Origin of the sequence: Pseudoalteromonas sp. BMB (genome assembly GCF_001709235.1) — a bacterium.
GTDB classification, from domain to species: Bacteria; Pseudomonadota; Gammaproteobacteria; order Enterobacterales; family Alteromonadaceae; genus Pseudoalteromonas; species Pseudoalteromonas maricaloris.
Map to the genome: position 1 here is coordinate 1 of NZ_MBQA01000202.1, position 19,471 is coordinate 19,471.

Annotated in this window: 15 protein-coding genes; 7 read left to right on the plus strand and 8 right to left on the minus strand. The window is 43.5% G+C overall.

Translation table 11 applies throughout. From position 1 onward, the window contains the following. Positions 1 to 990 (minus strand): IS110 family transposase (locus BB427_RS20290; RefSeq protein ID WP_069022887.1); only part of this gene is annotated, 990 nt, incomplete at its 3' end. Between the two features lie 638 nt (positions 991 to 1,628). Continuing rightward, entirely contained in the window at positions 1,629 to 2,747 is a 1,119-nt protein-coding gene (locus BB427_RS20295; protein ID WP_069022889.1) for a DUF1570 domain-containing protein, read from the minus strand. Between the two features lie 229 nt (positions 2,748 to 2,976). On the opposite strand from BB427_RS20295, the gene BB427_RS20300 reads away from it, so the two are divergent. Then, entirely contained in the window at positions 2,977 to 3,729 is a 753-nt protein-coding gene (locus BB427_RS20300) for a substrate-binding periplasmic protein (protein ID WP_069022891.1), read from the plus strand. 192 nt (positions 3,730 to 3,921) lie between these two features. On the opposite strand, the gene BB427_RS24540 is transcribed toward BB427_RS20300, so the two are convergent. After that, the gene (locus BB427_RS24540; protein ID WP_165384109.1) at positions 3,922 to 4,065 is read right to left on the minus strand and encodes a hypothetical protein; all 144 of its coding nucleotides are present in this window, start codon (positions 4,063 to 4,065) and stop codon (positions 3,922 to 3,924) included. Positions 4,066 to 4,302: 237 nt separating this feature from the next. On the opposite strand from BB427_RS24540, the gene pdhR reads away from it, so the two are divergent. The 4 genes from pdhR to lpdA all read left to right on the plus strand — a co-directional run bounded on the left by pdhR (position 4,303) and on the right by lpdA (position 11,329). Then, complete coding sequence (gene pdhR / locus BB427_RS20305) at positions 4,303 to 5,052, plus strand: pyruvate dehydrogenase complex transcriptional repressor PdhR (protein WP_010370324.1); 750 nt, start codon at positions 4,303 to 4,305, stop codon at positions 5,050 to 5,052. A gap of 70 nt (positions 5,053 to 5,122) precedes the next feature. Then, positions 5,123 to 7,789, plus strand: coding sequence for a pyruvate dehydrogenase (acetyl-transferring), homodimeric type (gene aceE, locus BB427_RS20310; protein ID WP_069022893.1), 2,667 nt, complete (start codon positions 5,123 to 5,125; stop codon positions 7,787 to 7,789). 11 nt (positions 7,790 to 7,800) lie between these two features. Beyond that, on the plus strand, positions 7,801 to 9,693 hold the full coding sequence (aceF, locus tag BB427_RS20315) for a pyruvate dehydrogenase complex dihydrolipoyllysine-residue acetyltransferase (protein WP_069022895.1): 1,893 nt from the start codon (positions 7,801 to 7,803) through the stop codon (positions 9,691 to 9,693). Between the two features lie 211 nt (positions 9,694 to 9,904). Next, positions 9,905 to 11,329 (plus strand): dihydrolipoyl dehydrogenase, encoded by a 1,425-nt coding sequence (gene lpdA / locus BB427_RS20320; protein WP_010607389.1) that lies wholly within the window; start codon positions 9,905 to 9,907, stop codon positions 11,327 to 11,329. Between the two features lie 285 nt (positions 11,330 to 11,614). Here lpdA and BB427_RS20325 read toward each other — a convergent pair whose 3' ends face one another. The 3 genes from BB427_RS20325 to BB427_RS20335 all read right to left on the minus strand — a co-directional run bounded on the left by BB427_RS20325 (position 11,615) and on the right by BB427_RS20335 (position 13,977). Further along, a complete protein-coding gene (locus BB427_RS20325) occupies positions 11,615 to 12,571 on the minus strand; it encodes a cobalamin biosynthesis protein (RefSeq protein ID WP_069022897.1) in 957 nt (318 codons plus the stop codon). Then, the gene (gene mtnN / locus BB427_RS20330; protein ID WP_069022899.1) at positions 12,571 to 13,278 is read right to left on the minus strand and encodes a 5'-methylthioadenosine/S-adenosylhomocysteine nucleosidase; all 708 of its coding nucleotides are present in this window, start codon (positions 13,276 to 13,278) and stop codon (positions 12,571 to 12,573) included. Before mtnN ends, BB427_RS20325 begins: the two co-directional genes overlap by 1 nt. Before the next feature lie 108 nt (positions 13,279 to 13,386). Continuing rightward, positions 13,387 to 13,977, minus strand: coding sequence for a DUF2726 domain-containing protein (locus BB427_RS20335; protein ID WP_010605979.1), 591 nt, complete (start codon positions 13,975 to 13,977; stop codon positions 13,387 to 13,389). Between the two features lie 421 nt (positions 13,978 to 14,398). Between BB427_RS20335 and BB427_RS20340 the strand changes: the two genes are divergently transcribed. Beyond that, the gene (locus tag BB427_RS20340) at positions 14,399 to 15,373 is read left to right on the plus strand and encodes a PD40 domain-containing protein (protein WP_069022901.1); all 975 of its coding nucleotides are present in this window, start codon (positions 14,399 to 14,401) and stop codon (positions 15,371 to 15,373) included. 101 nt (positions 15,374 to 15,474) lie between these two features. Here BB427_RS20340 and BB427_RS20345 read toward each other — a convergent pair whose 3' ends face one another. Then, positions 15,475 to 17,379 (minus strand): aminotransferase class V-fold PLP-dependent enzyme, encoded by a 1,905-nt coding sequence (locus BB427_RS20345; protein WP_069022903.1) that lies wholly within the window; start codon positions 17,377 to 17,379, stop codon positions 15,475 to 15,477. A gap of 300 nt (positions 17,380 to 17,679) precedes the next feature. Between BB427_RS20345 and BB427_RS20350 the strand changes: the two genes are divergently transcribed. Beyond that, positions 17,680 to 18,675, plus strand: coding sequence for a YncE family protein (locus BB427_RS20350; RefSeq protein ID WP_069022905.1), 996 nt, complete (start codon positions 17,680 to 17,682; stop codon positions 18,673 to 18,675). Positions 18,676 to 18,812: 137 nt separating this feature from the next. On the opposite strand, the gene nth is transcribed toward BB427_RS20350, so the two are convergent. Beyond that, a complete protein-coding gene (nth, locus tag BB427_RS20355) occupies positions 18,813 to 19,448 on the minus strand; it encodes an endonuclease III (protein ID WP_069022907.1) in 636 nt (211 codons plus the stop codon). Between the last annotated feature and the right edge of the window lie 23 nt (positions 19,449 to 19,471).

Consider the following 19,471-nt stretch of genomic DNA (forward strand, 5'->3'; position numbering starts at 1 on the left):
AAGTAAGGCATAGGCAGTTCTAACCGTTTTGTTGGCCAATGCAATGGCAACACATTTCACGCTTTTCTTGGCGAGTAGGTTTTTTATCCAGCGTTCTTTCTCTGTGGTCGCTTCTTTATGTTTTAGCCTGCTGACTACCGTTCTTGCACCGAGAAACAGGTTTTTCCTTAATGTATTGCCTCGTCTTTTGGGGATATGACCTATCTTGGCTTTTCCGCCTGATGAGTGCTGGGTCGGTGTAACACCTGCACATGCCGCCGCCCCTCTGGCATCACTAAATTGTGAAGTATTGCCTAAAAATGATAACAGCTCTATCGCGGTAATTGGGCCAACGCCTTCTAATGCCATTAAACGCTGGCAACTGTCATTTTGCTTGGTTATCGCTTCAACTTGTTTATGTAGCTGTGCTTTAGCATCGCATTGTGTTTTATATAGGTCATAACTCACCGCGAGTGCTTGTTTTAATGCGATAGGTAGCGCATTTTCAGCATCTTCTAAAATATCTGGAACGACTTGTGTTAACGCTGCATCGCCTTGATTAATGACAATACCAAACTCTAATAGCAAGCCACGTATTTGATTTGAAAGCTGGGTCTTTTGTTTATCTACTAAGGTTCTCGCTTGGCTCAATGATTGCAATGTTTGCTCTTCAACTGTCATGATTTTACAGGGCTTCACGTTGTATGCTTGGCTTGCACTGGCAATGGCGAGGACATCATTTGCATCAGTTTTTTGGCCTTGCCTAAACGCTTTAACAAATTTAGGGGGAAGCAACATGACATCATGCCCCAGTGACAGCGCTTTGCGAGCAATATGCTGGGCGCTACCACAAGCTTCCATCACAACCTTTGAACCCTCGGCTTTTGCTAGCAACTCAAGCATAGGTTCGCGTTTCATTGGCTTATTAAACTTGAGTTTATTGCCTTTCAGCTGCGCTACTTGGAAAATGTTTTTTGCCAAGTCGATAGCAATTAAATTAGACTGTGCCATGTATGGACTCCTTATTTGGTAAAAGTGTTTTGCAATATCTTTATACCGTACTCTCCCGTTAAGGGGGAGGAGTCCATACATCTCCCACAACACTATTTACACTGTGAGGCTGGAGCCGCTTTTGAGCTTATAAACTACTCTATTGCTACTGAGAAAGTGGAAATTCCACAAGCAACTTTATTCCCCCTCCATCACACCCGAAAATCCTAAGTCGATATGCAATGTGCCGACAGGATGTCGGCCAAGTCTTGTCTGGTACAGGGACGTGCCTTACAAGACGGTTGCACTATATCGGCTTAGGATTTGAGGATTAAGTGTGATGTTGGGGCGACGTTTTCTTGGTTCGTTCTTTTTCGTCGTTTAAAAAGAATGAACGAGAAGCGCATGGATACGCTTTGATATTAAACATGGAGGTTTATTTTGCTAACGGCTGATTTCTCGAAATTTATCGTGAATTCAGCCCGTCCTCCTGAGAGGTTTCGACGCCTATCCGTGGGCTACGACTACCCGAAAAGCACACTTCTCGGCGGGTGAACCGCCTCCCTACAAAACTATCTGCAATGCTAATTAGGAGGCTATGCTGATAGTTTTTTGTCATTGTTACAAACAGCTTAATTGCTATACCCTCATAGGGAGAGTTATTGCCATGCGCCACGTTGAATTTGGCGAGGTGTGTTACGCCATCCCTCAAATTGTGATTCGACGTTTTCATTAAAATTACGAAAGAGCTGCTCGATATTTTGTGCAGGTACAATATTGCACGGGTTGCTGCTTTCTTGTCGTAAATACTCGAAAAAAGCGTTGCTGTTGTGCTCGACCATAAATCCGGTAAACAGGTAACTATTGGCATATAAGGTGGCACTTTGCATGGTTTGCCACTGATTTTCGCTATTGAATAGGGTGTTAATATCAAGCTTGGCGAAGCGCGATTTCAAAATCCCTTCTTTCGTCAACCAATCTTCGTCAGAGAGGTAAACTGAAAATTGACCTGTTTCGGTAATTCTTAGGTGCTCAAAATACTCGGCTAAGCCTTCCGTTACCCATCGAGGGGTTACGCCGAAATAGTAAAAAACGAGGGCGTGCACGGACTCATGAATGAGCGTTCTTAGCGTTTCTTCTTCAGTGCGACCGCCATTGATAAAGCCTTGGTTTTGAAACAAGAAGTACATGCCCAAGGTGCCTGCGGGTTCTGCATCGCGAGAGAGGATTAACTCATTGTAGTCAGCGTCATTGGTGGCAATATGCATGTTCAACTGGATGGGAGGTAAGGCTTTTTGGTGTGCTAGCTGGTTAAAAAAGTGCTTAAACATCATATACACTACGTTGAGGGCTTGCTGCGCCTGATACTCAACATAAGGGCTCACGGGTTCACCCGTTAGATTAAGTTTAAAATTTTCAATGTCGTTGAATTGCGTTTGCAAGGAAAATACTTCGCGCTTTAGTGCTCCGCAGGTAGGTGTTGAGATATCGCTGAACATATTAACAATATCACTGTGCCCGTTTAGGTTATAAAAGGTTTTTTCTGGTATTTCAGGTAGCTGTTGTCTTGTTGCTTTTGGTGATGCAACCGTTAGGTGAGTAGTGGTGTCTGGCTGACTTAAACGTTTTTCGGTATGGGTGTCTAGCTGTATGCCAAATTCCGTCAATAAAGGTTTGATAGACCTTATCGAGTTTGCTGCTGCACTTGGGTAGATAAAATAAAGCGCAAACAATATCAGCGTGATGATAAGTAGTAGGACAAAGACTCGCCAAACCAAAGTGATATCCTTGTGTAATACATGCCCAGAGACTCTGGTTATACTCGATTATCGGTAAACTTGGCAATGGGTAATTTGATTATCTGCTTACTCCCATGGCATTAAATAACAGCTACTTTAGTGTGTCATAGCGTATCGTTTGCATTATTTGCCATTCTTTTTTCTACAACAATGTACCCATAATCTAATTCGTTGCCTATACTTTTTGAAAAAATAACAGAGCATACAGATGAAAGTAGTTTGGCCGTTGATTTTACTGTGTTGTGTGGGCGGGAGTGCGAGCGCGCTTGATACTCAGGTGAATATTACGACGGGGCAATGGCCGCCGTACTTAGATCAAGCGAAACAAGATCAAGGCTGTGTGGCTGCGGTGATCCGAGATGTCTTTGCGCTCTCTGATATCAAAGTCCGATTTTTATTTATGCCTTGGGAACGCGCCTATCAAGAGGGAATGAAGGCGGCTTACATTGGTAGTGCTTATTGGTATTACAGTGAGCAAAGGAGCAAAGACTATATTTACACTCAACACCCACTTACTGAAGAAACGGCACGCTTTTATCACCATCGAGATTTAGCGTTTACCTATACGAGTTACGCAGATCTTAAGCCATTTAGATTGTTGCTCAATCAAGGGTTAACTTATCCGCCTTCTCTGCTAGAGGCGATAGAGACGCTTGAAATCAAAACTTCATATGCCACGTATACCAGTAAAAATGTGGCACTGATCCTACGAAACCGTGCGGATATTATGATTATGGACGAAAAATCGGCGAAGTCTTATCAGCAGGAACTGCCAGCGGAAGAAGCGGAGTTATTAGCTGCGCAAGCGATCCCTGCTTTTATCCAAAAAGGCTATTTGCTTATCAATAAGCATCATAGTGAATATGTCGAGTTGTATAACGAAGGGCTTAAAAAACTATGGGCGGATGACGACTATGTTGCTCAGTATCGTGCTCGCTGCTCTCGTGTGTTTACCGATTGATTGCTTTTTGGTTTTGCTAAATCAAATAATGTCCTGATCCGTTGCGAAATCATTCATAAGTTAGAATCCAAATTTGTTTTTAATGTTTTTAATGTTTTTAATGTTTTTCATAGCCTGTTGCCTATTTTGACGGTATATAAAGTACAAAGAATGTTATTACACGTAAAGCCTAATAGTGTATTCAGTGGGATTTTAGAGCATGCTTTGCAGACAACAATCGTAAAGACTATCTTGAATCGTCATTGGCTGCTTTAGATTAAGACTTGCCTTATCCAAACCGCCTTTCTGGCAGCTTGATTTTACGTTAAATGGTAAATGCGTATCTGGTCTGACCATTTAAATCACCTTTTAAATTTGCCCGATTCTTGGTTAAAGTTTATGCACGCCAACTGTTGTTTTTACACTCAGCTAATTATTGAATTGGGCTGAATTTTGACAGTTGTCATGGATTTTGATAACGTATTGTGTAAATTTGGTATGACCAATTTACCTATGAAGTTAATTCTTACCAAATTGATTAAAATAAGTCAGCGATCTGGCTAGGTCACATCATAAAAAATTGGCGTTATTTCAATGTCTTTAAAGATTAAAGCAGCAAAATTATCCGACGTAATACTAGAACAGCTTGAGAATATGATCCTCGAGGGCTCGTTATTACCCGGTGCAAAGTTGCCGCCTGAGCGTGAACTAGCTAAGCAGTTTGAAGTGTCGCGTCCATCACTTCGTGAGGCTATCCAGAAATTGGAAGCTAAGGGGCTTGTTACCCGTCGGCAAGGTGGTGGCACGTATGTTAAGAATCAGCTAGAAGAAGGGCTGACTGATCCGTTATTCGACTTGATCAGTAAGCATCCAGAATCTCAGTTCGATTTACTTGAGTTTCGTCATGCATTAGAAGGCATCGCCGCCTACTATGCGGCACTCAGGGGCACAGAGAATGACTTTGCAAAGGTACAACAAAGCTTTGACAATATTGCAGAGATAGGTGATGACCTGATGCAAAAGGCAAGGGCAATTAATGCTTTTCACTTTGCCGTTGCAGAAGCGTCACATAACGTCGTCCTGCTTCATCTTGTAAAAGGGATGCAGTCACTGCTTGAGCAAAACGTGTTGCAAAACTTAACGGTCTTGGTGCAAAAATCAGATGTGAGTGAGCAGCTCGGTGAGCACAGAAAGTTGTTATTAGATGCGGTGATCAATGGTAACCCTGAACAAGCAAGACTTGCTAGTAACGCCCACTTAGCGTTTATCGAAGAAGCGTTATTAGAAGCCGGTAAAGAGCGTTCGCGAATAGAACGTTCACTGCGTAGAACAAAACAGCAGTAATCGGACTTGATTCAGTAAGAATTGGCACAAATAGAATAAATTCGTATTTTAAACATAAGGAACACTCCATATGTCTGAAGTCAATAAAATTGACGTAGACGCGCTAGAAACCCAAGAATGGTTACAGGCGCTTGAGTCGGTAGTAAAAGAAGAAGGCGTAGAGCGCGCTCAGTTCTTGTTAGAGCAAGTATTAGAGCAAGCGCGTCTTGATGGCGTAGATATGCCAACAGGCACTACGACTAACTATGTCAACACAATCCCAGCAGATCAAGAACCTGCGTATCCAGGGGATGTGAACCTTGAGCGTCGTATTCGCTCTATCATCCGTTGGAATGCGATCATGATCGTACTTCGTGCTTCGAAGAAAGATCTTGAGCTGGGCGGGCATATGGCCTCTTACCAGTCGTCAGCTGCATTCTATGAAATGTGTTTCAACCACTTCTTCCGTGCACCAAACGAGAAAGACGGTGGTGACTTAGTGTATTACCAAGGTCACATCTCTCCGGGCATTTATGCTCGTGCATTTGTTGAAGGCCGCCTAAGCGCTGAGCAGCTAGATAACTTCCGTCAGGAAGTAGACGGTAACGGTATTTCTTCATACCCACACCCTAAGCTAATGCCTGAATTCTGGCAGTTCCCAACGGTTTCTATGGGTCTAGGTCCAATCGCGTCTATCTACCAAGCGCGTTTCCTTAAATACCTAGATGGCCGTGGTCTAAAAGATACGTCTGAGCAACGCGTTTACGCCTTCCTTGGTGATGGTGAAATGGACGAGCCAGAATCACGTGGTGCGATTTCATTCGCTGCTCGTGAAAAACTAGACAACCTATGCTACCTAATCAACTGTAACCTACAGCGTCTTGACGGCCCAGTAATGGGTAACGGTAAGATCATCCAAGAACTAGAAGGTCTATTTAAAGGTGCTGGTTGGAACGTGATCAAAGTCGTTTGGGGTTCTGGTTGGGATAAGCTACTTGCCAAAGACACTACGGGTAAATTGCTGCAACTGATGAATGAAACAGTTGACGGTGATTATCAAACTTACAAAGCAAAAGATGGTGCCTTTGTACGTGAACACTTCTTCGGTCGTTACCCAGAAACAGCAGCGCTTGTTGCTGATATGACTGACGACGAAATCTTCGCGTTGAAGCGCGGTGGTCATGAGCCATCTAAGCTATTTGCTGCATTTAAAGCGGCACAAGACACCAAAGGTCGTCCAACGGTTATCCTAGCTAAAACGGTAAAAGGTTACGGTATGGGCGCTGCGGCTGAAGGTAAAAACATTGCTCACCAAGTTAAGAAAATGGACATGACACACGTAGCGCACCTACGTTCACGTCTAGGTTTAGATGACTTGGTATCTGATGAGCAATTACAAGATCTACCTTACTTGACGCTAGAAGAAGGGTCAAAAGAGCACGAATATCTACATGCACGCCGTAACGCGCTTCACGGTTATACACCTAAGCGTCTACCTAACTTCACAGAAACGCTTACGCTACCTGAGCTAGATGCATTTAAACCGCTTCTAGAAGAACAAAAGCGTGATATCTCAACCACAATGGCATACGTTCGTGCACTTAATATCTTGTTAAAAGACAAGAATATCGGCAAGAGCGTTGTTCCAATTATTGCTGATGAAGCGCGTACTTTTGGTATGGAAGGTTTATTCCGTCAAATCGGTATTTACAACCCGCACGGCCAAAACTACAGTCCAGAAGACCGCGATATCGTTTCTTACTATAAAGAAGCAACGTCAGGTCAGGTACTACAAGAAGGTATCAATGAGCTAGGCGCGATGTCTTCATGGGTTGCAGCAGCAACGTCATATAGCACGAACGACCTACCAATGATCCCGTTCTATATCTACTATTCAATGTTTGGTTTCCAACGTGTAGGTGATATGGCGTGGATGGCGGGCGACCAACAAGCGCGTGGCTTCCTATTAGGTGCAACTGCTGGTCGTACAACGCTAAATGGTGAAGGTCTGCAGCACGAAGACGGTCACTCACACATTCAAGCAGGTACAGTGCCTAACTGTATTTCTTACGACCCAACGTTTGCTTACGAAGTAGCGGTTATTCTGCAAGATGGTATTCGTCGTATGTACGGTCCAGAGCAAGAGAACGTGTTCTACTACCTAACGCTAATGAACGAAAACTACCATATGCCAGCAATGCCTGAGGGCGCTGAGGAAGGTATTCGTAAGGGTATTTACAAGCTTGAAAGCTACACTGGCGACAAAGCACAGGTTCAGCTAATGGGCTCGGGTACTATCCTGAACGAAGTACGTAAAGCGGCGCAGATCCTAAGCGACGACTACGGTATCGGTTCAGACGTATTCTCTGTAACGTCATTTAACGAGCTTGCTCGTGACGGTCAAGATGCAGAGCGTTTCAACATGCTTAACCCAGAAGCAGAGCAAAAAGTGGCTTACATCACCAGCGTACTTGGTGATGCGCCAGCAATCGCTGCTACGGATTACATGAAAAACTACGCTGATCAAGTACGTGCATTTATGCCGAGCGCATCTTACAAAGTACTTGGCACAGACGGTTACGGTCGTTCAGACAGCCGTGAAAACCTACGTCGTCACTTTGAAGTGAATGCCGGTTACGTGGTAGTTGCTGCACTTGGCGAGCTAGTTAAGCAAGGCAAAGTTGAAAAATCAGTAGTGACTGACGCTATCAAGAAATTTGATATCGACACCACCAAAACTAACCCACTTTACGCATAAGAGGACGAGTGATGGCAATCGAAATTCATGTTCCAGATATTGGTGCCGATGAGGTTGAAGTAACCGAGATCCTAGTAAGCGTAGGTGACACGGTTGCAGAAGAGCAATCGCTTATCACTGTTGAAGGCGACAAAGCATCAATGGAAGTACCTGCCTCAGTGGCGGGTACAGTTAAAGAAATCAAAATAGCGGAAGGCGATAAAGTATCGACTGGCTCTTTGATTATGATCTTTGAAGCGGCAGGTGAAGAAGCACCGGCAGAGCAACCAGCAGAAGAAGCTAAGCCAGAAGCAAGCGCCTCTGGCAAGACAGAAGTGAAAGAAGTTCACGTACCAGATATTGGTGGCGATGAAGTTGAAGTCACTGAAATCTTAGTAGCTGCGGGTGATGTTGTTGAAGAAGAGCAATCGCTTATCACGGTTGAAGGCGACAAAGCCTCAATGGAAGTACCAGCACCATTTGCAGGTACTATCAAAGAAGTGAAAATCAACGCGGGTGACAAAGTGTCAACCGGTTCATTGATCTTCATCTTCGAAGTGGCAGGTAGCGGTGATGCTCCTGCGACTACCGAAGCTGCAGAAGCGCCAGCTGAAGAGCAAGCACCTGCTGCATCAGCTGAAAAAGAAGTGCATGTACCAGATATCGGTGGCGACGAAGTTGAAGTCACTGAAATCATGGTTGCTGTTGGCGACAGCGTTGAAGAAGAGCAATCTCTTATCACGGTTGAAGGCGACAAAGCCTCAATGGAAGTACCAGCTCCGTTTGCAGGTACGATTAAAGCCATCAAAGTTAATGCTGGCGACAAAGTATCAACGGGTTCTTTAATCTTCGTATTCGAAGTGAAAGGCGCGGCACCTGCACCTCAGGCAGCAGCTAAAACAGAAGCAAAATCAGCTCAATCAGCGGCTCCAGCGGCAAAATCTGAAGCACCAAAAGCCTCTGCACAAAAAGATGATTTTGTGGCGAATGATCAGTATGCCCACGCCTCACCTGTGGTACGTCGTTTAGCGCGTGAGTTTGGGGTTAACCTAGCTCGCGTTAAAGGTACAGGTCGTAAGAACCGTGTACTAAAAGAAGACGTACAAAACTACGTGAAAGAGCTGGTTAAGCAAGTTGAGTCTGGTCAAATCGCAAAAGGTGGCAACACTGGCGGCGGTGAGCTTGGTCTTATTCCTTGGCCAAAAGTAGACTTCAGCAAGTTTGGTGAAATAGAAGAGAAGAAACTTTCTCGCATCAACAAGCTATCGGGTGCAAACCTTCACCGTAACTGGGTACAAATCCCACATGTTACGCAGTTTGACGAAGCAGATATCACAGAGCTTGAAGCGTTCCGTAAAGAACAGAACGTGCTAGCTGAGAAGAAGAAAATGGGTGTGAAGATCACGCCATTAGTATTCGTGATGAAAGCGGCTGCAAAAGCACTTGAAGAGTTCCCAACGTTTAACTCTTCACTATCTGAAGATGGTGAGAGCTTAATCTTGAAGAAATATGTTCACATCGGTATCGCGGTTGATACACCAAATGGTCTAGTGGTTCCTGTTGTTCGCGACGTGAACAAGAAAGGCATCATTGAGATATCACGCGAGTTGATGGAAATTTCCAAGAAAGCACGTGATGGTAAACTGACGTCTGCTGATATGCAGGGCGGCTGTTTCACTATTTCAAGCCTAGGCGGTATCGGCGGTACGGCGTTTACGCCAATCGTTAATGCTCCTGAAGTTGCGATTTTGGGTGTTTCTAAGTCAGACTTCAAACCGAAATGGAATGGTAAAGAGTTCGAGCCGCGCCTAATGGTGCCGCTAAGCTGTTCATACGACCATCGTGTCATTGACGGCGCGCTAGCAGCTCGCTTTACTGTGACACTTGCAAACTACCTAAGCGATATTCGCCAGCTAGTAATGTAAGAATAGAAACCGCATGACTTAGGTGATGCGGTTTTCTTGTATTTTGTTGTTCCGCTTGATAATTAGGCGGGACAATAGAGAGTGTGAATGATACACTTTCGAGCAATAATAACTCTCTCTGCCCTGTGCCCCGAATCGGGTGTTTGGCAGGCACTTTGGGTCGGCTACTCTCGACGAGTAAACCCGTTCAAATAACAGTTAAGGTAATAACATGAGCAACGAAATCAAAACTCAAGTTGTTGTACTAGGCGGTGGTCCTGGTGGTTACTCTGCAGCATTCCGTGCAGCAGACTTAGGTTTAGACGTTACACTAATCGAATCTCGCGACACGCTAGGTGGTGTGTGCTTGAACGTTGGTTGTATCCCTTCAAAAGCCCTTCTTCACGTTGCAAAGGTAATTGATGATGCAGCAGAAATGGCTTCTCACGGTGTTTCTTTCGGTGCTCCACAAATTGACCTAGACAAAATCCGTTCATGGAAAGAGTCTGTGATCGGTCAACTTACAGGTGGTCTTGGCGGAATGGCTAAGATGCGTAAAGTAACTGTAGTTAACGGCTACGGTAAGTTCACAGGTTCTAACACTATCGCTGTTGAAGGTGCTGACGGTGCGAAAACAGTGACCTTTGATAACGCAATCATTGCAGCGGGTTCTCAGCCTGTAAGCCTTCCTTTCATTCCTGAAGACGAGCGTATCATCGACTCTACAGGTGCACTTGAGCTTAAAGACGTGCCTGAAAAGCTACTTGTACTAGGCGGTGGTATCATCGGTCTTGAGATGGGTACAGTTTACCGTTCACTAGGTTCAGCGATCGACGTAGTTGAGTTTGCTGATCAACTAGTACCAGCGGCTGACAAAGACGTTATCAAGATTTACCAAAAGTACGTTAAAGACAAGTTTAACGTAATGCTTTCTACTAAAGTGGTTGCTGTTGAAGCGAAAGAAGACGGTATTTACGTATCTTTCGAAGGCAAGCAAGCACCTGAAGGCCAAGTTCGTTATGACAAAGTACTAGTTGCTGTTGGTCGTACACCAAATGGTAAGCTAATTGACGCTGACAAAGCGGGCGTAAATGTTGATGAGCGTGGCTTTATCAGCACTGACAAGCAAATGAAGACTAACGTTGATCACATCTTCGCTATCGGTGACATCGTAGGTCAACCTATGCTTGCGCACAAAGCGGTTCATGAAGGTCACGTTGCTGCTGAAGTTATCTCTGGTAAGAAGCATTACTTCGATCCTAAGTGTATTCCTTCAATTGCATACACAGATCCAGAAATCGCTTGGGTTGGTGTGACTGAGAAAGAAGCAAAAGAGCAAGGTCTAAGCATTGAAACTGCGGTATTCCCGTGGGCAGCTTCTGGCCGTGCAATCGCTTCTGCACGTACTGAAGGTTCAACTAAGCTTATCTTTGATAAAGAGTCAGGCCGCGTGATCGGTGGTGCTATGGTTGGTATCAATGCAGGTGAAATGCTTGGTGAAATCGGTCTAGCAGTAGAGATGGGTGCTGACGGTGAAGACCTAGCGCTTACTATCCACGCTCACCCAACGCTGAACGAGTCAATCGGTCTTGCTGCTGAAATCTTCGAAGGTTCAATCACTGACCTTCCAAACAAAAAAGCAGTGAAGAAAAAGTAAGTTTTTCTGAGCATTCAAAAACCCAGCCTTGTGCTGGGTTTTTTGTTTTTGGCTAAGTGGGGAGCTTATTTCTAAGTAACCTGAGGTTTGGATAAGAAATGAACTAACTCATTGTTTTTAAAATAATATTAAATTATTTCCTTGTCTAGCCAGAGAGTTTTAGGGGTAATTAGGCGAATTTACGCACCAATAGCTTGCTATTGGAAGTGAATTCAACGCAGTTAGCGCTAAAACTGGCTGCTAGAAAGGCATTAATTATCCGAAGCTCAGGTTAAGGATTCCAAGCTAAGCCATCAGCCTGAGAAAATTAATAATTACAAGTAGTAAGGCGGAAGTGGCAATAAATAGCCAGCGCATCTGATTAAGTAGTCCGAGTAAATGCTGAATATGCTCAGCTGAGGGTTGCGTTTTTGCACCTACCCGCATCACCTCATAACGTTCACCAAAATAAAAGCGCGGCCCTGCGAGTTGTGTATGTAAATTTGCTGCAAAAAAGCTCAGTGCCCATCCGGTATTCGTTTGGCTAAAGTGACGGCCGTAGTATTTAATGTAGTGCCAAGTTTGCTTTGGTCTAAGTAGCAACGAAAAGCAGGTAATTAATAATCGAATAGGCACAAACTCAACGAGCCAAATCATGCGGGAAAGGCTTGCCATAAAACGGCTTGAGGGGAGCATTACTTGCCGCCAAGCATGGTCACACAGTAGTAACAGTTTATAAAATAGCGCGAGATAGGGGCCTGCTGTTAGATACAGTAAAGCAATGACAAAAAAATGGCGCAGGGTATTTAATGCGGTGCTATCTATGGTGGCTTTACAAATACCAAGCTCTGTTAGCTTCTCTACATCTCTTGCTACCATTCCTTGCAACACGGCTCTTGCAGTCACTTTTTGCTTTGATTTTATCAATGTGGAAATACGCTTAGCACGGCTTTCATGGCTAATATCTAAGCATAAAAACAACACCAGCCCACCGAGCCAATTAGGATAAAAAGCAAAGCTTATAATCGCATAAGTTAATACAGTGATAGTTAATATTGGCAGGAGGAAGCCGAGTGTACCGGATAAAAGTTGATAGCTAGAAGCGGCCTTAGGGCGATAAACTTTTTCGGCAATCGCTTTAAAAATAAGGCTAAGAATAAGATTAGGGTGGTAAAGTGTTGATAACCTTACCCCTAGGCTAGCAAAAATCGCCAGTAAGAAAATGATCAGGCCCTCATGGGCCTGAAGCAAGCTGTCGAGCACTAAAGCGTAACCTTATCCAGCTTATTAAGTAGTGCCATCACCATCTTTGAAGAGTTAACAGAAGCGACTTCTAGATACTCTTCGAATGATTGCGGTGATTCTTTGCCGGCGATATCAGATAGCGAGCGGATCACAACAAATGGCGTGTTTAAAGAATGACAAGCCTGCGCAATTGCCGCACCTTCCATTTCTACTGCTAACATCGTAGGGAAGTCTGCACGTGCCTTGTCGATGCGTACTGGGTCGCACATAAATGAGTCACCCGTACAGATCAAACCAACCATAGTTTGAATGCCTTCAAGCTCATGTACGCTTTGCTCTGCAGCTTCAACTAATTTTGTGTGCGAAGTAAACGCAGCAGGCATTTGCGGAACTTGACCAATTTCATAGCCAAATGCAGTAACATCTACGTCATGATGACGTACTTCATTTGAAATCACCACATCGCCGACGTTTAGTGATGGTTCAAAACCACCAGCAGAACCCGTGTTGATCACGCAATCTGGCGCAAAATTGTCGATAAGCAAAGTTGTCGCAACCGTCGCTGCCACTTTACCAATGCCAGACTGTACAAGCGTTACGTCAAGACCAGCCAGTTTGCCGGTATAAAAAGTAAAGCCACCTTTGGTCAATGTTTGCGGGTTTTCCATGGTGTTACGCAAAATGGTAACTTCTTGCTCCATTGCGCCGATAATGCCTACTTTCATCAAAAGATTCCTAATTTGTGGTGGGGAAAGCCCCAGTGTCAAAATTGCTTTTATTATACGAAAGGGGTTTTGATAGGTAAAACAAAAAACGGGCTGACGCCCGTTTTGCTAGATTTCTGCCAACTGAGTTGACTGTGCTTTTGCCTGTGAAGGTGACAGTACCGCAGGTTTGTAGGTGCGGTTTCTGGTTTTCTTTGGCATCTCCACTTTTTGGCCAAGCTTGAACAAGATTGCCGCACGAACCTCCGCACTTTGGTAGCCACTTTTGATTTTCATGCGAATGTGTGGAATACCCGCAGATTCCAGAGCGCCACTGACAAACCAGTCTTTTTGTGCTTTGTGGCCGTTTTTATTGGCGTTATTGACCAAATCAACAGCGGCAACAATTTTCAGTGTCTCTTTGTCTACCAAAACATAATCCAACTGCTTATTCTTAGCTTTAGTTACCGCGGCACGACGCGCTTTTGGAGAGATCCCCGGCTTGCACTCAATCACATCAATGAGTTTAATGCGGCTTACGATTTTATATCTATCGCCAACTGCACGTTCTAATAAGTGTAGAAACGATGCTTCAACGGTGGTAAAAACAGATTCTTTACGATTAAACGGATAAGGATTGCCACCCACATCGGTGTACTTAGAAGCGACAATGGAAGCAACGACCACTAGAGCCAAAATAGCAAGTAACGCAAATTCCATACAAAACTCCAAATCAAAAAAATGACATCTGTGGTTTTATAAGCAATAGCTGTGCCAGAAGAGAGCTTAAATAAGTAGGAGATAAACATTAGGGCGGTGAGTAAGCCACTGGGGATAAGCACTTATGATATCTTTCTGCTGATTTATGTGGCATAACACATTGTATTAGCGCAATGTCGCTTAAAAACATCATAAATTACTGCAAAACCAGCCCGACTTTTAAAATCAACATGCCCTATAAAGTAATTTTTATTAAGCTTCTATATATCACTAAGTCATGTGGGATTGTTGCTTTTTTAATTTCAGTTATGTTTTGATAATATCATTTGGCGACAAAGTTACTTTTCAAGCAGTTTGATTCAACACACATACAATTATCAAAAAGTAAACAAAGTGTACTATAACAAAAAAGGATATTTATATGATACAGCGTAAAACAGTCGCTAAAATAGGGTTATTGATTTCAGCAGTTTCTGCGCAATGGTCAGTACAAGCTGATGACAAGTTAGCGGTGATTTTAAACAACCTAGAGCCAAGCTTGTTTGCGCCAAACATAGTATCGACTAATCAATTTGAGTACGGTTCTAGTTTGTCTCCAGATGGTAAAAAGTTTGCGTTTGTTAGAGCTTTAGCCCGATTTTCACACAGTGCTTTAGTCATTTCTCACAAACAAGGGGACACTTGGCAAACCCCAACATTGCTTCCTTTTAGCGGTGAATTTCACGATACAAATCCGTACTTTTCCAAAGACAGTAACACATTTTATTTTACTTCCAGAAGGCCGGTAGAGAATGTGGAAAATGGCATCTTTCAGATGTGGCAAGTCAGCTATGATGGTGATAAATTTGGCAAACCTGAGTTAGTGCCTGGCAAAATTAACGGAGATCATACTGTGATCTACCCAACTATACACACTAATAAAGATATCTACTTCTCATCTATCATAAAAGGAGCTACGGGCAGCGTAGATCTTTTTCTTTCTAAGTACCACCCTGATGGATATCAAGCGCCAATTGAGATTTCAGAGCTCAACTCCACAGCAAGTGATGCTGATCCCGAGGTTTCATCGGACGGAAAATTGCTATTTTTCACGTCAATGAGATCGGGCGGTTTAGGCCACTATGATTTGCATGTATCGGTTAAACAAAAAGATGGCAAGTGGGGGAAACCGATAAATCTAGGTGATAAAATCAATTCGCGTCGTATGGATTCAGATCCGATCCTATCAGCTGACGGTAATACTTTGTTTTTCTCAAGTGATAAAAACCCAGATGTGAAAGCTGTAAACAATTATGATGAATTGCTTCAGCGACAGGAAAGGATCCATAATGGCCTTATGAATATTTATAGCGTTGATATAACCGAGCTAAACCAATATCTTCGCGAGAAGGGCTAAAATGCTAGCGTAATTGCAGGAAAACGTAAAGCTCTAAAAGCGCTAGGCAGCCGTGTTTTAAAACAGGGCAGCCTAGTACTGGATAATGATACTAGCTCGCGTTATTTGTCTTCTTTAAGCACGTAGATCTCACCATCAAAACTACCTTGAATGGTCAATCCTTGCCCTGCCAGCTCCTTGAGATATTCAATATGCTCTTGGGTAATATGTTGACCCGGCACTAAAAGCGGAATACCCGGAGGATATGGGGTGACTAAACCGGCACAAATACGGTTGTTGCTCTTGCTAATAGGTACAGATTCACGCTCGCCGTAGAAGGCATCGCTAGGAATACAAGCAAGGTCAATTGCGGGTAAATTCTCAGGCAAGCGCGAGCGTCGCGTTGACTTCGATAGTTTTACCTTGCCGCCATCAAGTTTCTTTAAGGCATTGTATAAGCGAATGATCTTTGAGCGTGTACCACCCAAGGTTAGTAAGACTAAGATAGTACTGTGGGTGTATTTCTCAATCTCCAGCCCAATTTCGTCTAGCAGAAACTTATGAATATCCTTTAATGAGTATGGGAGTTCACTAATATCGATGAGAATTTTAAGTGGATCATGACCCATATTATCGCCACTAAAATGTGGGAATATGTTCATAAAATCTTGCTTATCAAGCACTTTAATATGTTTGAGCGAGGCCATCTGCTGTTTGAACTCTGCAACATGGTTCAGCAGCGCATTGAGTAACTTATAGCCTTCCATCTCTAACTGCTTTTGGCACACATCCAAAGACGCAATAAGCTGGTATTTGGGCGAGGTGCTGGCGTAGATACTGTAAATCTCACGGAAAAAATCAGCATCAAAATCGGGGTCATTAATATGGATATAAGACGCCTGTGAAAATGCCGATACGACTTTATGCGCCGAATGAGTGACATAATCGGCACCAGCATGAATGGCGGAGTAATGGCGCAAGCTAGGGTGAAATAGCGAGTAAGCAAACCAAGCTTCATCAATAAAGACTTTGATGCCATGCTGATGGGCAAATTCTACAACTTGTTTCAGGTCGCTCAGCAAACCATCATAGGTACAGCCGGTGAGTACCAGTAGTTTTGCATCGGTATTTTGTTCAATCGCTTGCTTGATGTCAGCCAGTGAAGGCGGTGCGAATATGCCATATTTTGGATTTAAGATACTCGATAAATAGATAGGGAAACTGGCCGATTGCAAAATGCCATAGTGCACAGACTTATGACAGTTGCGGTCGATGATCACCTTATCGCCCTTGCGAAGGAGGGTTTGCAAAATAATTTTATTCGAGGTGGACGAGCCATTAGTCACGAAGTAGGTGCGTTTAACCTCAAACGTTGCTGCAGCGGACTCCTGAGCGCGGCCAATGGTATTGGTGCTGTCTGACAGTGAACCTAACGAATCAACCGATACAGACAAGTCACCGACAAAGACATTACGGCCATAGAATTGATAAAAATCTTTGATATAAGGAGAGTTTCTAAAGCTCGAACCGCCGCTGTGACCTGGAGTATGCCAGGAGTCGTTCGCTTCGCCGACATAACTGCGATATGCCGTCCAAAATGGCGTCTCGGCTCTGTCATCAAAGTCGTTGATCATATACCCTAAAATGGCTTCAGGATCTGAGATAACTTCATCTTTAAAGAAGAAAGACTCGATTTCCTCGGATTCGTTGACTATCTCAAGCCCTTTAGTGTCATCACCAATAACATAAACTGGTAATTCTAGACGAATACTTTTTAATTGCTCGATAAAGCAACTATAGGTTTGTTCGCCACTTTTGTTGTGCACATCCCAACTCAGCACGACAGCTTGAATATCACCATCTTCAGTGACATGCTCCAAGGCTTTTGAAAGTTCGAGACATTCAATAATATCGATTTGAACATCCTCTCGCTCAAAATTAGGGATCGTTTTTGACAGATTGCTTGAGAGCGCTTGCAATACAGCTGGCTCTTGTTCTATTAACAAGATACGAAGGACAGGTAGCATAATGATATTCGCATTAAAATTTAAAGACTTTCATTAGCATAAAGAAAGCGTAGTGATTTGTGAAATCAATACTTTGAAAATGTTCTAGAAATTGTAAAACGGATGTGGGCGAGGAAGTTGTTGCGAGTGATGGAAAGTGTGCTATTCAACATAGGAAACAGGAAGGTTTCGAGTATCAGGCGTGTCTGAGTTAAATTTGGGATAGGGTGTTTTTGAAGGCTGTATTACGATTGCTTTTCAATGATAAATACAGTAGCTATAAAAACAACAGTATTAGCTAACAGATCAATAGGAGTCAAAATGAGATTGGTTAATTATGTTGTGTATGTGTTCTTATTTGGGTGTTTAATCAGCTTCCCTTCATGGGCTGATACAAATAACTTGTCTGGAACATTGGTTGTTGTAAATAAAAAGGGGGACTCGGTTGATTTCATCGATCTTAGCAGCCGAAAAATTAAGCTGACGCTCGCAACCGGCAGAGGACCACATGAATTAGCAATGAGTGCCGACGGGCATACAGCTGTTGTCACTAATTATGCACGTGGCAATAGTCTAAGTGTTTTTGACGTTCGGCAAGCAAAAAAAATTAAAACCATTGATTTTTCTCGTTATCCAAGGCCACATGGCGTGTTGTTTTTAAAAGACCAAAAACGTGTTGCAGTATCGTCTGAAGGCTCCGACAGTGTGGTAATCGTTGATATAGAGTCGGGGAAAATTGATAAAGTAATAGCAACAGAGCAAAGAGGCTCTCATATGGTGGCGCTGCCGGCGTCTAGCGAGCGTGTTTACACAACAAATATGCGCGCAGATTCAGTGTCTGAATTAGATGTAAAGTCAGGTGCCTTACTTCGCAAAATTTCAATGCCAAAAGTACCAGAGGCTATCACCATAAATAAAAGTGGCTCAGAGCTCTGGGTTGGTAGCAACGATGATGGCTTAGTTACCGTGTTTGATGTAGCAAATGAGCGTATAATTAAGCAATGGAAAGGCTATAGCTTTCCATACCGTGTGTTACTTACCCGCGATGAGCAGTTTGCTGTGATCCCAGACTATAGGAATCACACCCTTGATGTGATCGATGCAATGCACAAAGAAAAGCTGCGTCAAATAAAGTTTGAGCCGGGAACAGGACCAAAAGGCGTGATCCTCCATCCAGACGATCGCACTTTATTTTTATCCGCTTACCAAAAAAATAAAGTCCTTGTTATAGATATTGTATCTGGCAAAACCTTATTTGAACTCCCTACTGGTAACGGACCAGATGGAATAGGGTATTCAGCAGTGGTATTGCCTTAGGCTAACCATCACGTCGATACGAATGTGGCGTGAAGTAGGAGCTGCTTTACGCAGCGATCTGTGCTTTCATATCGCTTGAACAATTTTACGAAACAACAAATTCACAAATAAAAGTTGTGCTTATGCTAAAACAAAAATTAACTATCAGTCTTCTCTTTAAATTCACACAAATCTTCAATAATACATGAACCACACTTAGGTTTACGCGCGGTGCACACATAGCGGCCATGAAGGATTAACCAGTGGTGGACATCTACCTTAAACTCTTTTGGTACCACCTTTTCTAGCTTTTGCTCGACAGCCACCACATCTTTACCCATGGCAAACTTGGTGCGGTTAGAGACGCGGAAGATATGGGTGTCTACGGCAATTGTCGGCCAGCCAAAAGCGCAGTTTAGTACCACGTTGGCGGTTTTGCGACCGACCCCCGGCAGTGCTTCTAGTGCTTCACGGTTTTCAGGAACTTCGGAGCCGTGTTTGTCGACGAGGATCTGACACATTTTATAGACGTTATTGGCTTTTGAATTAAATAAACCAATGGTTTTGATATAGTCTCTTAAGCCTTCAAGGCCAAGCTCAAGGATCTTTTCTGGTGTGTTGGCAACAGGGAAGAGTTTGCGCGTTGCTTTGTTCACTCCAACATCAGTGGCTTGTGCTGAGAGGGTAACGGCAACTAAAAGCTCGAATGGTGACGAGTATTCTAGCTCAGTTTCTGGGTGCGGATTTTCGTCCCTAAGTCGCGTGAGTATTTCTATACGTTTTTGTTTATTCATAAGATTTACTTGCTAAATTCGAT

Bases quoted from the DNA above. Each gene is read 5' to 3' on its own strand.
- BB427_RS20300 (WP_069022891.1), top strand. From the start codon at position 2,977: ATGAAAGTAGTTTGGCCGTTGATTTTACTGTGTTGTGTGGGCGGGAGT.
- BB427_RS24540 (WP_165384109.1), bottom strand. From the start codon at position 4,065: ATGGTCAGACCAGATACGCATTTACCATTTAACGTAAAATCAAGCTGC.
- pdhR (WP_010370324.1), top strand. From the start codon at position 4,303: ATGTCTTTAAAGATTAAAGCAGCAAAATTATCCGACGTAATACTAGAA.
- aceE (WP_069022893.1), top strand. From the start codon at position 5,123: ATGTCTGAAGTCAATAAAATTGACGTAGACGCGCTAGAAACCCAAGAA.
- aceF (WP_069022895.1), top strand. From the start codon at position 7,801: ATGGCAATCGAAATTCATGTTCCAGATATTGGTGCCGATGAGGTTGAA.
- lpdA (WP_010607389.1), top strand. From the start codon at position 9,905: ATGAGCAACGAAATCAAAACTCAAGTTGTTGTACTAGGCGGTGGTCCT.
- mtnN (WP_069022899.1), bottom strand. From the start codon at position 13,278: ATGAAAGTAGGCATTATCGGCGCAATGGAGCAAGAAGTTACCATTTTG.
- BB427_RS20335 (WP_010605979.1), bottom strand. From the start codon at position 13,977: ATGGAATTTGCGTTACTTGCTATTTTGGCTCTAGTGGTCGTTGCTTCC.
- BB427_RS20340 (WP_069022901.1), top strand. From the start codon at position 14,399: ATGATACAGCGTAAAACAGTCGCTAAAATAGGGTTATTGATTTCAGCA.
- BB427_RS20345 (WP_069022903.1), bottom strand. From the start codon at position 17,379: ATGCTACCTGTCCTTCGTATCTTGTTAATAGAACAAGAGCCAGCTGTA.
- BB427_RS20350 (WP_069022905.1), top strand. From the start codon at position 17,680: ATGAGATTGGTTAATTATGTTGTGTATGTGTTCTTATTTGGGTGTTTA.
- nth (WP_069022907.1), bottom strand. From the start codon at position 19,448: ATGAATAAACAAAAACGTATAGAAATACTCACGCGACTTAGGGACGAA.